The organism is Fictibacillus sp. 7GRE50, assembly GCF_015903875.1.
Taxonomy (GTDB): Bacteria; Bacillota; Bacilli; order Bacillales; family Fictibacillaceae; genus Fictibacillus; species Fictibacillus phosphorivorans.
Map to the genome: position 1 here is coordinate 1 of NZ_JACZDW010000003.1, position 12,319 is coordinate 12,319.

Genomic DNA, 12,319 nt, shown 5'->3' on the forward strand with positions numbered 1-12,319 from the left:
ATTTTTATAGGCTCTTTTTTTTCTGCCATTAGACGGCTGTTCATTTATATCTAATGAAGGATTTTTATACCTTATTATGGAATGTTTACTATGACTATACAAAGAGTAGGAGATCTAAAGATGAATACCGTTAAACACAATAGCAAAGCTTGGGACAAAAAAGTTGAAGATGGTGTGAGCTATACGAAGGCTGTATCTAAGGACATAATTGACAGAAGTAAGTTAGGAGATTGGCGTATTACCGTTACAACAGAAAAACCAGTTCCTAGACGGTGGTTTCCGGAATCGTTGACAGGACTAAAGGTTCTCTGTCTCGCTTCTGGAGGCGGACAACAAGGCCCCGTGTTAGCTGCCGCAGGTGCAGACGTTACTGTAATGGATATCTCAAAGAAACAGTTAGAAAATGATGAGATGGTAGCAAAAGCAAATAATTTGAGTCTGACGGCTATCCAAGGAGATATGTGTGATCTCTCCATGTTTAGCGAAGGGGAGTTTGACTTGATCGTTCATCCAGTGGCCAATGTATTTGTAGAGGATATTTCTCCTGTATGGAAAGAAGCATCACGTGTGTTAAAAGATAGAGGGGTACTCATATCTGGTTTTACAAATCCATTGTTGTTTATTTTTGATGATGAAGAAGATCAAAAGGGAAATCTAGTCGTCAGTAACAGGATTCCTTATTCAACGCTCGATTCTATGACTGAAAAAGAGAAGTCTGACTATCTTATGTCTGATGAAACGATAGAATTCGGGCATACCTTAGAGGATCAAATACAAGGACAGATTGATGCAGGCTTTGTGATTGCTGGATTATATGAAGATGACTTTGGTGGAAGAAGACCGATTGATACTTATATTAAAAGTTTCGTTGCAACACGTGCTGTAAAAATGAAGGTTGAATAAAGAAAAGAGGACTAGCTTAGATGTAATATTACTAAGCTAGTTTTTCTTTGGAAAGGTAGTTCTTTGCTAAAAAATAAGCACTTATTGTAAACAACTGTGTAATTTTTTTATCTTCTATTAATCCTTCCATCTCATGAAAAGGGATCAGCTTAAGCGTTAAATCTTCATTTTCATCTAAGTTTTGAGAAGAAGACTGGAAAGCATCCAAGATTAGAAATGTTATAACCTTGTTGGTTTGGGTAGCAGGGTTCACCATGAATTCTCCGAGTACAATTGGTTTGTAAAGGGAAGTAAAACCTGTTTCCTCTTGAACCTCTCTGATAATGCCTTCCTCAAAGGATTCACCTTGTTCGACTTTTCCAGCTGGAACTTCTAAAAAGAAGTCTTTACCTGGATGACGGTATTGTTCTACAAGTACGACTTGTTTATTTTTCGTTAGAACAAATGCATTTACCCAATTTGGATACTCATGAACATAATAGTTATCGATTTTCTGCCCGTTCGGCAGTTCACAACTGTCATTTCTTAAATGACCAAACGGCGTTTTGTAGATATAATCTGAAGTTATGGTTTTCCATGTTGCCAAGAATTTTGTCCCTCCTCATGGTTAGATAAATTACGAAAAAATAAATGAAACAACCGGATAGTCTATTAGAATCTCCCTGGTCTTATCCTCCTAATATGGTTGACTCCCACTCTTCTCGCAGAATTCCCATACGAATCGAGTCATAATATTCTCCGTTATAATAGCGGCACTTTCTCATTCTGCCTTCCATTTTCATGCCAAGCTTTTCGCCAACTTTAATCATTCGCTCATTTCCTGACCATGTTGTGTAACCAACACGGACGAGTGGTAGCGAGTTAAACAGATGATTGATCCACAGAATAATAGCTCTTGTTCCATATCCACCGCTCCAATAGGTAGGATTGTAGATACCGATGCCCATCTCTAACCAGTGGGAGGGCTCGTGTTCCCAATAGTAACTCACTGTTCCGATCAACTCACCAGCCACTTCAATTGCCCAGCGCTGATCGTGATTGACATAGTGATCTTTGTTCCACATAAATTCATCAAAAGGAATTTGTTTGTGCTCAAAATATGGAGCGTCCCATTTTTTCCATTCAGGAGCTTTGTCGCTATATATTAGTTCCCAAAGTCTTGGAAGGTCTTCGTTAGTAATCGGTCGAATCTTTAAATCGTTATCTTGATATGACATTCAATTCCTCCGTATTTTTTGAACATTTACTTTTTATTTTATGATACCATTATTTGTAAAGGTAATCTTATATAATTTTGGGGGATTTATGAAATTAAAAATCATACATACGAACGATCTTCACAGTCATTTTGATAACTTTGCGAAAGCAGCAACGATAATTAATCAACATAAAGACGAAAACACTATACTAGTTGATGCAGGTGATTTTGCAGATTTTAAAAGTATTGAACTACAAGGAACAAGAGGAATGGCCGCGGTCGAGCTTCTAGATGCAGTTGGCTATGATGCTTTAACGATCGGCAACAATGAAATGTTTAATGGGGCAGAGACGTTAGAACATATGGCTGTTCAAAGTTCCGTTCCGTTTATCAGCAACAACCTATTTAGAAAAGACGAGACTGCGATTCCTGGTGTTCGTTCAAGTGTAATCCTTTCTAAAAATGGACTACGAATTTTCGTAACTGGCGCATCACCTGACTTAGGTGCTTTTAATGAAGGCTTAGGGTTTCATAGTGAAAACTATATCATCGCCATTGCAGAAGAGTTGGAGCGTAATCGAGGAAAGTACGATCTGTGCATCCTTCTGAATCATGTCGGAACGGTAGCGGATATGGATCTAGCAAAAGAGATTTCTGGCATTGATGTAATCGTGTCCTCACATGATCATGTTCTCTATCAAGAAGCGAAGGTTGTTAATGATACATTCATCGTAAGTGCTGGAAACTTTGGTGAACATATTGGTGTATTAGAAATTGAAGTGAAGAAATCATATAAAACCCTTTTACAATCTGCCGTCTATAACACAAAAGATTCCAAGCCAGACGAAGAAATTGTAGCTATCCTTAAGAGAAGTAAAGAAACAGCGATCGAGATATTAGGAAAACCACTATATACGATTAATGAACCGGTATGGCACGATGTGATCGGTGAGAATCCGATCACAAACCTTATCGCAGATGGATTAAAAGACATGCTGAATACTGACATAGGCATGATAAACAGTGGCATTGTTAACGCAGGAATCTTTTCTTACGTTTCTAATAAAAAATTGATTGAGATCTGTCCATCTCCCTTAAATCCAACTTCCTTCGAGATTCAAGGTAAATACATATTGGAAGCCATTCAACAATCACTTGATGTTCAACACTGCTTATTAGATGGAAGAGGGCCTGGCTTCAGAGGGAAGTATATAGGGAGACTGCATATTTCAGGTGCACAAGTGGTATATGATGGATTGAAAGTGGTCGAAATGAGGATTGGCGGTGAACGAATAGAGAAAGAAAGATGGTATTCCGTTGCATCTTCAGATTATCTTCAACGTGGATCAGGCTATCCTTCACTAGCCCACAACCGAAATGAGTTCTACCGACCAGAAGAGATCAAAGAAGTGATTAAAATGTATGCCATCAAGCCCGAATTTGTAAATCGTGCTTATGATAAAAGGATTAAAGAACTACTTAAGATTAAGGGGTAATCAAGATGGAATGGTTAACTTTTTTAATGGCTGCAACAGCCTTCATTTTTGTGTTTCAAGAAATAGAAAAGCGAAAGAAAATTGAAAAACGACTTCAGCAGTTGGAGGAACAACAAAAATAAGATCGATATTGAAGCGGGGTGGCTGCTATGGAAAGATGTGTGTATTTTAAAGATACCTTTTTCTCGTCAGGCAGAACGGATATTTACAATGCAGAGCAACAGAAACGAGGAGTTCTCGATCTAAAAAGCGCCTTTTCTTCAGGCGTGAGTATCGAGAATGAATCTGGAAGGGTCCTCGTTGAAGGTAGTTTTCCTTTCATGTCAGGAAAATGGATCGTGAAGCAATCTGATGATAAGGAATTAGGCGTGGTAAAATCTGCATTTGCTTTCTTCTCCAAACGTTATCGGTATATAACGAATGGCCATACATATGAAATTGAAGCTCCCGCTTTTTCAAAAGAATATACCATCTTTGATGAAAGTAAGTCGGAAATTGCGACGTTTAATAAAGTAAATGGATTTTTCCAAGCTCCTGCTTATGAGCTAAAAAACAACTCAGATGCTTTATTAACAGAAGAGCTAATCGCTGTTGTAATGGGAGTCAACGCGATCGAGAAACGCAACCAATCTTCTGCAGGAGCAGGAGCTGGGAGTTAATATCGATTAATTAAGATAGCTTTTATTCAACTAAACTAATATGTTGAATAAAAGCTTTTTATTTTATATCGTGATGTCCATATGAAGTAGACATCACCATGAAATGTGCACACGATAAAAACACTTTGATAGTTGTCAATCATATATCCATGGTAATTGGAAAAAATTTCACGGTAAACGCCAATATATTCACGGATAAACGCTATATATTCACGAATAAAATTTTTTAAACGATTTTCGACAAAAAAGCCATTTCCCCACTCAAGAAATGAACGATAAAATTAACAACGTTACTCTGTAATCCCTGCCTGAGTAATTTCCACCTTCATATTAACGTTGATCGGCATGTCAGGGTACTGTTCATCCCACCGTTTAAAATCAAATCCTCTTGTTCTGCTCCTCGCCAAATCGCCTAACCCGATCGTATCTACATTCAATTTTTGAAGTTTTTCTACAATCTTGTTCGTTCGCCTATCCATTGCTTTCTCGGTTGCTCTTTCTAGTTGTTCGATGAGTGACGGATCGCTTACAGGAATCTTCGGCGCTTCACTTACGCGTCCTTTTATTTTAACGAAAATGTCTACGGATGGAGATCGTTTCACGTCTTTAAAACGATATTCTACTTTAGATGACAAATTTTGAATCGTAAAGAATTGATCGTTTTTAAATTTCACTTCATAGATGCCTTTTTCAAAAGGTTCCATCAGTAGCTTTAAGAGAAAGGAATCTTCGAGCTTCAGTTGCCCGACCATTTTGTCGTCTTTTAAGAGGGCTGTACCTTTTACTCGTATTCGATCCCCCTGCATTTCCAAGAGTGGCAAGTTGGGATCCATGCCTTTTCCGTAATACGTATACAAAAAATCATGTAGATTTGACTTTGGTATGTTCGCGTTCATATTTTGATTTAGAAGCTGGAGCAAATACTTTGATGGCGTTTCACTAAGCGGATACTGCTCTTTTAACAATGTTTTCGTACTTCCTTTAACGACTGCCAAATATAGGTCTCGACCTAAGGAAGGATCACGCTGAAGTGTGTCAACTAGATCATATATGCCTTTTTCAGCTAATCGGTCATTATAAAGAGCAATTTCTAAGCGACCGATCTCAAATGGTTTTGGAGATTCAGCTTGTTCTAGAGCTCTTGCCATCTTGCTCGTATTCGTGGTTGCTGTAAACACTTGAGAAATTGGAGGAACATCTTCTCCTCGCTGTGGAATGGCTACCATCCCGTTCAACTCTACTTGGTTATTCGATTTATAATCATATCCAACTGCTGATACGAGTTGAACATCTTCTAGGATTTTTTTGCTTGGAAAGCAGCCAGTTAATAGCATTAATGTGAAGATAATGAGAAGCTTCTTTTTAGTCATTTTTTGTTTTCCTCACTTTTCCTGAAATCAGCTGGATCACAAATAAAAACGGTATATAAGCATAGAGAATATAAAAACCTACTTGAGAAACTTTCGTATTTAGTATGTCTACTTGTTGGCGATCAACGACTAAGATGCAACATATGAAAATAACGAAAAGCATTGTGCGCAGCGCACTTTTTTGTTTGATCTTATATAAACGGTGAATTCCGCGGCTCACAGACCACAAACCTATACAGATGTTAGGAAGAACGACGAAAAGCCAAAGAGCGATACCGGCATATTCGAATCGCTGTGCGAATGGGAGGTCTACAATTTTCCATAGTGTTAGTGTCGCCCAAATCGTATGTTGAAGTTGTTCTTGATTAAAATAGACAAAAGATACGAATACAGTAATGAGGTAAGTGAACATGGTAAATAGATTTCCTAAGTGAGCCCACTTTTGTGATTTTTCAGGTTGTTTTAAAAAAGGTAAATACAACAGTATGAGCTCGAATCCTAAATAATCAAGAGTAACTCCTTTAGTAGCAGCCATGAGGTCGCTAAATGAATGATCTAAAATAGGAAAAAGATTTGTATAGTGTGCATTTTTAAGTGCGTAATATTTTAATAAAAATAGAGGGAGGGTGATAAAAAAGCCTAGTACGGATAATCCTGCGACAACGCGGATTCCTCCAATAACATACGAATAAGCTAATCCTAAGAGGATGATGGCTATAACAGCCGTATTCAGCTCGGGAAACACCCAGATTTGGATTACTTCAATATAAGTCCTAAGTACGGTTAGAATCGTAGAACTAAAATAAATCAAGAGAAGAAAACTTAATGAGCCGCCAATCCATCTGCCGAACAAGTTTTTATGTACGCCAATGATATCACCGTTCTCTTTTGAAAGAACACGATAGATCATCCAGATCAGTACATTAAATGAAAGACCTCCGATGATTACAGAAATCCATGCATCATGTCCTGCTGATTTAGCGATATAACGCTCAAATCCTAGAATTCCCACTCCAATCTGCATGGTTGTAACCATATAAAAAGCCATATAAGGTGATATCTGCTTGTTTTCACTGATCTGAGACATAAATACCCCTCATTTTTTAGTCCTCAATGTCATGCTTTGCTGTTGCCCGCTTTTTATTCATCCTTGCCTTATCCTGTGGTCTTAATAAAGATGGTCGGCTATTTTGCATACTGAACGGCAGTCGTACAAGAGCATCTTTTAGATCATTTGCACGAAGCGGATATAATGGTGCGATATAAGGTCTTCCTAGAGATGTTAGTTTCAGCAGATGAGAAACGATAAAAGCGAAACAGATACCAACACCTAGAACCCCTAAAAACTGGGCAAACAATAAAAAGGGAAAACGCAATAAACGAATCGTGTTACTCATCTGATAGACAGGTGTTGTAAAAGAAGCAAGAGCGGCTAAAGCAACAATTATTAACAAAACGTTACTTGTTAATCCTGCTTGTACCGCTGCCGTTCCGATAACGATACCTCCTACAATACCGATTGTTTGACCGACCTTAGAAGGCAGCCTGGCACCAGCTTCTCGAAGCAACTCGATGGAAAGTTCTAGTACGATAGCTTCCAGTATAGGTGGGAAAGGAATATCATTACGTGAAGCAACGAGTGTAGCTAATAGATTTTCCGGAATCATTTCATAATGAAACGTTAATACTGCTACATACAGAGGCGTTGATAACACGGAAAACATGACAGCCATGAGTCGAATCAATCGAAAGGCAGAAGCGAGCGTCCAATTTAGAAAATAGTCTTCGAAAGCGGAGAAAAATTCCACGATGGTTGTTGGACCCGTTAACGCATGGGGAGATCCGTCAGCCATAATCGCCACTTTTCCTTCAGATAAAACACTCGCTACCCGGTCTGGCCGTTCTGTATCAATGAGCTGTGGAAAAGGAGAGTTCTCATTGTCGGAGATCATTTGATTGATATAAGAACTATCTACAATATGATCGTACTCGATATCATTGACTCGCTGAATCGCCGTGTTCACATTTTCTTCATCCGCGATTCCGTCGATATAAATGATGGCTACTCTCGTTTTTGAGAGTTTCCCAACCCGTACTTCCTTAACTGTGAATTCAGGAATAGGAAGTCTTTTACGAATAAGGTTTAAATTTGTGTCTAGTGATTCAACAAAAGCTTCCTTTGGACCTACAACACTAAACTCAGTTTCAGGGATAGAAATCTGCCTGTTTTCGGTCGATAGACTTGGAACAAGCAATCCTTCTGGGTCCTCTTTATTCATTTGAATAAGAATAAACCCTTCTGTTACTTTGTTAGCGATGTCATGCACATCATTCGTTTTGACCATCCCATCTAACGGCAAATGCTTTTGTATGTCATCTAAGTTCTTTAATTGAATGTCTGTTATATAGGGTAATAAATCCCGATGAACAAATTCGGGATTTACAAGTGTTTTATAATAAGAGATATAAAATGTGCTGAGTGATGATTGCTTAACGGTAGAAAAGTCTGCTGAAGCTCTTAGCTTTTTCATGAGCTCTGGGAATGTCAATGTACCTTTTGTAGGATCTGTATTTGATTCTTGTTGTTTTTTCTTTTTCTTCTTAAAAAATATCATTGAAATCACCCGTTCGTTGTTACGTCATGAACTACTACATTTCTTTATCATCTCCTCGTCATTTAATAATATTCTGTTGGCAAACTTGATCATGGTTTGTTTTTTTATTGACAACAATTAGCAAGTAGCCTATGATTATCCTTAAATTAATAATGAAACTCTTATTAAGAGCAGGCGGAGGGAATTAGCCCAATGAAGCCCGGCAACCATCGGATGAACTATGTTTTGACCGAAACGGTGCTAAATCTAACAGCAGTTATTGCTGAGAGATGAGAGAACGAACGGATTGTATGTATGGAACCGTGTTCTCTAAGGGAACACGGTTTTTTTGCGTTTATCATACTGGTTAAGTGAATTTCAATAGAGAGAAAAGGAGTGGGTGATATGGTTATGTCGGATTGTATATGGTGGAAAGACAGAAAATTGGCTCACACCATTCATTTTCCTAATTGGAGTGATGCAGGTGAAAAGAAGTTTCCGCTGATCATTATTTGTCACGGTTTTACGAGTACACGAATTGGAGTAGATCGTCTGTTTGTTAAAACGGCTCAAGAACTCGTTAAACTTGGGTTTGCTGTATTGAGATTTGATTATGCTGGCTGTGGTGAAAGTGAAGGGGAATATGGAGATAATGAGTTTGCTTGTTTTATCGATCAGACGAAGGAAGTTATTTCTTTTGGTAGCAAACTACCTAACATTGATCAAAATGCAATAACGTTAATCGGACATAGTTTAGGCGGTGCGGTAGCGATTTGCACTGTAGCTGATGATGATAGGATTGGGAATGTGATCACTTGGTCTGCAGTAGGGAATCCATTTGAAGATATTAAAGAAATAGTTGGTTATAACGGAGAGCACCCCGTGATTGATCATCTAGGGTATGCGATAACCGAAGAATTTTTACTTTCGCTTCAAGCTTATTCACCGTTAGAAGACATCAAACAGTTTCGTGGTAACGCACTGTTCATCCATGGCTCGGACGATCCAGTAATATCTTCAAGATATTGCTCTCACTATTTTGAAGAATCAAGAAAGAGGAAAAATGGTAGAAGCTCAATAGTACTAATAGAAGGTGCCAATCATACGTATTCTTCAATTGTCCATTTCGATAAATTAATTTCTTCCACTTCTGAATGGTTAGTAAAGAATGTTAAAGTTTCTGTTCAGAATAATTTGAAAAAAAGTGTTTGACATTTTACAAAATTCCTGTGATAATACAAAGTAATTTGATAGGAATACTCTTATTAAGAGCAGGTGGAGGGAATTAGCCCTATGAAACCCGGCAACCATTCATGTTGAATAATAATCAATATGAAAACGGTGCTAAATCTAACAGTGGTCACACTGAGAGATGAGAGGATTATCGGAATCGTTTTTCGAGAAGCCTTCTGTCTCTGTTATGAGAACAGGAGGTTTTTTTGTACCACCTCTTAAAGAGCATCTATTATCAAAGAACTTATAGAAACTAAAGGATAGGGGATCAGATCATGAAAAGAATCATCGAAGTATTACTCGCAAGTTTCGCAGTATTTTTATTAGCGGCTTGTGGCTCATCAACAAGTGATGGAGAGAAAACAGAAAAGCTAGTAGTTGGAGCATCAAATGTACCACACGCAGAAATTTTAGAGGAAGCGAAGCCGCTTTTAGAGGATAAAGGCATTGAATTAGAAATCGTTAAGTTCCAAGACTATATCTTACCGAATAAGTCTTTATATGAAAAAGAAATTGATGCGAACTATTTTCAGCACATTCCATATCTAACACAGCAAGTGAAAGATAACCCGAAGTATAAGTTTGAAAATGCAGGAGCTGTTCACTTAGAGCCGATGGGCGTTTATTCGAAGAGACATAAGTCATTAAAGGACCTACCAGAAGGCGGGAAGGTTATCTTAAGTAATTCAATTGCTGAGCACGGGCGTATCTTGTCAATCTTTGAAGCAGAGGGACTGATCAAACTAAAAGAAGGAAAGGGCTACGAAGCTCAAATAAGCGATATTGTAGAAAATCCGAAAAACTTAGAGTTTGTGGCAGACATTGATCCAGGGCTGTTGACTAAAGCATACGAGAATGATGAAGGCGATGCGATTGTGATCAACACAAATTATGCAATCGATGCGGATTTGAACCCGAAGAAAGATTCCATCGCACTTGAAGGTTCAGATTCACCATTTGCGAATATTATCACAGTTCGTGAAGGCGACAAAGAGAAGAAATCTATCAAAACCTTGTTAGAAGTGCTTCATTCGAAAGAAATTACCGATTTTATTGATAAAGAGTATAAAGGTTCAGTGCTAGCTGTTAAAGAATAAGGATGAATGAGCTGACTAGATGGTGATATCCACTCATCTAAGCAGCTTTTTTCATTTACAGATGTTTTTAAGGCATCCGATTAACACCTTTTTTGAAAATTAAGTCTAAATAAGAAAAATTAAGTCTTACTCAGAAAAATTAGGTCGTTCTGATCATCAATTAAGTCAAACTAGACATGAATTAAGTCTAAACTCAAAAATAAAGGCCCTTCGACAATATCCGCATCTTTCATCACCAACAATTGGCGATATGATATGATGAAGACAGATGAATACAGCATATAAATCAATGGAATAAGCGGGTGGAAAAGGAAATGGCAATAGATTTTTGGTCACCTGTCAAATTATCACTTGGCATAGCGGTGACAGCTTCACTGATTGTAATCCTAGCCGGCTTGTTTTTCGGAAGGATCATGGCTCACCAGAAGTTTAAAGGGAAAACGTTAATCGAAACAATATTCCTACTTCCACTCGTACTACCCCCAACTGTGGTAGGTTTCTTGTTAATCGTTTTGTTCGGTCGAAATGGTCCCGGGGGACAGCTCGTAGAGTGGCTCTTTAATCAGCCGATCATGTTTACATGGTGGGCAGCCGTTATTGCGTCTGCAGTTGTGGCATTTCCACTCATGTATCAATCCGCAAAAGCGGGGTTTGAATCTATTGACGCAGACATCGAAAATGCAGCGCGAGTAGATGGAGCCAACGAGTGGGATGTATTGCGAAAAATCTCTGTTCCATTATCTGTTAGAGCTATCACATCAGGTGCTATTTTAAGTTTTGCTCGCGCATTAGGTGAGTTTGGTGCAACATTAATGTTTGCCGGAAACATACCTGGAAAAACACAGACGATATCCACCGCAATCTATATCGCGATCGAATCAGGAAATATGGATCTTGCATGGATGTGGGTAGGAAGTGTTATTGGTATATCATTCTTAATGCTTGTTGCTGTAAATCGCATAAGAGCTTAGTAGAAAAAAGAATCTGTAATGATTGTATTTTGAAACTACAAACATGGGTATGGTAGGCGGTTCTGCATTAGTATTAAAACCAGTGAATAAAGAAAACACAGCTTCTCTAAAGAGGGCTGTGTTTTTTTTAGTTCAAAATCCCATGTGAAATACTTATTCGTTTTTTTCTATACTTACCGCAAACTTACTATGAGAAAGGTATTTTAATCGAATGGATTTGCCTTTGAAATGATCTTTGTAAGACTTAGCCGTTATATTCAAATGTGCAACATTAACTTTTTTACTATCAATCATTATGGAAGAGACATAGTCAGGACCATTTTTCGAGCCATACGTTAAGGTTGAAGGAATTCCTTCTATCACGTTGAATTTTCTAGCTTCATAGTCACCAATATCTTCGTAGAGTTGAAATACGGTGTGTGAAAAAGTAATCGCAGCTGCAATGGATCCAATGACTACAACCGGAATAAGTAGGCGTTCTACCCAGTTGTGTATTCTTGAATAACTGGCAACAAAGCCAATAAATAATGATAGTAGAGACATGGCTAAAAAAAGGAAAAGCTCCGTCAAAACAAGGTGATCTTGAAATACTGTCGAAGATAAAAATAAACTTATAGCAGAGAATAGCAGAATCACCAAAAGTAAGATGAGAGGAAATGTACTCGGAGTCCTAAAGCTTCGAGATCCTGTAATTCTTTTCTTTTTTCGATAACCCATAATGATCCTCTCCTTTATAAAATATATTCCTTAAAGCTAAACCACTATTCATGAGCGTGAAGAGTCACTTCATTGGTTCTT

At 38.0% G+C, this 12,319-nt stretch carries 12 protein-coding genes and 2 riboswitches; of the genes, 6 read left to right on the forward strand and 6 right to left on the reverse strand.

Annotation, left to right across the window (positions count from 1 at the left end; genetic code table 11):
* The first annotated feature begins 120 nt into the window (after window positions 1-120).
* The gene (locus IHV12_RS11215; RefSeq protein WP_197190920.1) at window positions 121-903 is read left to right on the forward strand and encodes a class I SAM-dependent methyltransferase; all 783 of its coding nucleotides are present in this window, start codon (window positions 121-123) and stop codon (window positions 901-903) included.
* 31 nt (window positions 904-934) lie between these two features.
* On the opposite strand, the gene IHV12_RS11220 is transcribed toward IHV12_RS11215, so the two are convergent.
* Together IHV12_RS11220 and IHV12_RS11225 are read right to left on the reverse strand one after the other, a co-directional pair.
* The gene (locus IHV12_RS11220; protein WP_197190921.1) at window positions 935-1,489 is read right to left on the reverse strand and encodes an NUDIX hydrolase; all 555 of its coding nucleotides are present in this window, start codon (window positions 1,487-1,489) and stop codon (window positions 935-937) included.
* An 82-nt stretch (window positions 1,490-1,571) separates the two neighbouring features.
* Window positions 1,572-2,120, reverse strand: coding sequence for a GNAT family N-acetyltransferase (locus tag IHV12_RS11225; RefSeq protein ID WP_197190922.1), 549 nt, complete (start codon window positions 2,118-2,120; stop codon window positions 1,572-1,574).
* 88 nt (window positions 2,121-2,208) lie between these two features.
* Between IHV12_RS11225 and IHV12_RS11230 the strand changes: the two genes are divergently transcribed.
* The gene (locus IHV12_RS11230; protein ID WP_197190923.1) at window positions 2,209-3,597 is read left to right on the forward strand and encodes a bifunctional metallophosphatase/5'-nucleotidase; all 1,389 of its coding nucleotides are present in this window, start codon (window positions 2,209-2,211) and stop codon (window positions 3,595-3,597) included.
* A gap of 149 nt (window positions 3,598-3,746) precedes the next feature.
* Window positions 3,747-4,256 carry a hypothetical protein gene (locus IHV12_RS11235; protein ID WP_197190924.1) on the forward strand — a complete coding sequence of 170 codons (510 nt, stop codon included), beginning with the start codon at window positions 3,747-3,749 and terminating at the stop codon, window positions 4,254-4,256.
* Between the two features lie 290 nt (window positions 4,257-4,546).
* Here IHV12_RS11235 and IHV12_RS11240 read toward each other — a convergent pair whose 3' ends face one another.
* Genes IHV12_RS11240 through IHV12_RS11250 form a run of 3 tightly spaced genes read right to left on the reverse strand, consistent with a single transcriptional unit; the run spans window position 4,547 to window position 8,241 of the window.
* Window positions 4,547-5,626 carry a Ger(x)C family spore germination protein gene (locus tag IHV12_RS11240; protein ID WP_197128074.1) on the reverse strand — a complete coding sequence of 360 codons (1,080 nt, stop codon included), beginning with the start codon at window positions 5,624-5,626 and terminating at the stop codon, window positions 4,547-4,549.
* Window positions 5,619-6,713 (reverse strand): GerAB/ArcD/ProY family transporter, encoded by a 1,095-nt coding sequence (locus IHV12_RS11245; RefSeq protein WP_197190925.1) that lies wholly within the window; start codon window positions 6,711-6,713, stop codon window positions 5,619-5,621. Before IHV12_RS11245 ends, IHV12_RS11240 begins: the two co-directional genes overlap by 8 nt.
* 16 nt (window positions 6,714-6,729) lie before the next feature.
* Entirely contained in the window at window positions 6,730-8,241 is a 1,512-nt protein-coding gene (locus IHV12_RS11250; RefSeq protein WP_197190926.1) for a spore germination protein, read from the reverse strand.
* A gap of 158 nt (window positions 8,242-8,399) precedes the next feature.
* Window positions 8,400-8,517, forward strand: a riboswitch (SAM riboswitch).
* Between the two features lie 114 nt (window positions 8,518-8,631).
* Here IHV12_RS11250 and IHV12_RS11255 point away from each other — a divergent pair.
* From IHV12_RS11255 to modB, 3 genes are all read left to right on the forward strand, one after another.
* Entirely contained in the window at window positions 8,632-9,432 is an 801-nt protein-coding gene (locus tag IHV12_RS11255) for an alpha/beta hydrolase (RefSeq protein WP_231620725.1), read from the forward strand.
* Window positions 9,433-9,479: 47 nt separating this feature from the next.
* Window positions 9,480-9,599: riboswitch (SAM riboswitch) on the forward strand.
* 129 nt (window positions 9,600-9,728) lie between these two features.
* On the forward strand, window positions 9,729-10,550 hold the full coding sequence (locus tag IHV12_RS11260; protein WP_197190928.1) for a MetQ/NlpA family ABC transporter substrate-binding protein: 822 nt from the start codon (window positions 9,729-9,731) through the stop codon (window positions 10,548-10,550).
* A gap of 314 nt (window positions 10,551-10,864) precedes the next feature.
* Window positions 10,865-11,521 (forward strand): molybdate ABC transporter permease subunit, encoded by a 657-nt coding sequence (gene modB / locus IHV12_RS11265; protein WP_197190929.1) that lies wholly within the window; start codon window positions 10,865-10,867, stop codon window positions 11,519-11,521.
* Window positions 11,522-11,674: 153 nt separating this feature from the next.
* Here modB and IHV12_RS11270 read toward each other — a convergent pair whose 3' ends face one another.
* Window positions 11,675-12,238: a hypothetical protein gene (locus IHV12_RS11270; RefSeq protein ID WP_197190930.1), complete on the reverse strand. Its 564-nt coding sequence runs from the start codon at window positions 12,236-12,238 to the stop codon at window positions 11,675-11,677.
* Between the last annotated feature and the right edge of the window lie 81 nt (window positions 12,239-12,319).

Excerpts from the sequence above, each read along its gene's own strand:
- IHV12_RS11235 (WP_197190924.1), top strand. The coding sequence starts at position 3,747 with ATGGAAAGATGTGTGTATTTTAAAGATACCTTTTTCTCGTCAGGCAGA.
- IHV12_RS11240 (WP_197128074.1), bottom strand. The coding sequence starts at position 5,626 with ATGACTAAAAAGAAGCTTCTCATTATCTTCACATTAATGCTATTAACT.
- IHV12_RS11260 (WP_197190928.1), top strand. The coding sequence starts at position 9,729 with ATGAAAAGAATCATCGAAGTATTACTCGCAAGTTTCGCAGTATTTTTA.
- modB (WP_197190929.1), top strand. The coding sequence starts at position 10,865 with ATGGCAATAGATTTTTGGTCACCTGTCAAATTATCACTTGGCATAGCG.
- IHV12_RS11215 (WP_197190920.1), top strand. The coding sequence starts at position 121 with ATGAATACCGTTAAACACAATAGCAAAGCTTGGGACAAAAAAGTTGAA.
- IHV12_RS11255 (WP_231620725.1), top strand. The coding sequence starts at position 8,632 with ATGTCGGATTGTATATGGTGGAAAGACAGAAAATTGGCTCACACCATT.
- IHV12_RS11270 (WP_197190930.1), bottom strand. The coding sequence starts at position 12,238 with ATGGGTTATCGAAAAAAGAAAAGAATTACAGGATCTCGAAGCTTTAGG.
- IHV12_RS11245 (WP_197190925.1), bottom strand. The coding sequence starts at position 6,713 with ATGTCTCAGATCAGTGAAAACAAGCAGATATCACCTTATATGGCTTTT.
- IHV12_RS11225 (WP_197190922.1), bottom strand. The coding sequence starts at position 2,120 with ATGTCATATCAAGATAACGATTTAAAGATTCGACCGATTACTAACGAA.
- IHV12_RS11230 (WP_197190923.1), top strand. The coding sequence starts at position 2,209 with ATGAAATTAAAAATCATACATACGAACGATCTTCACAGTCATTTTGAT.
- IHV12_RS11250 (WP_197190926.1), bottom strand. The coding sequence starts at position 8,241 with ATGATATTTTTTAAGAAGAAAAAGAAAAAACAACAAGAATCAAATACA.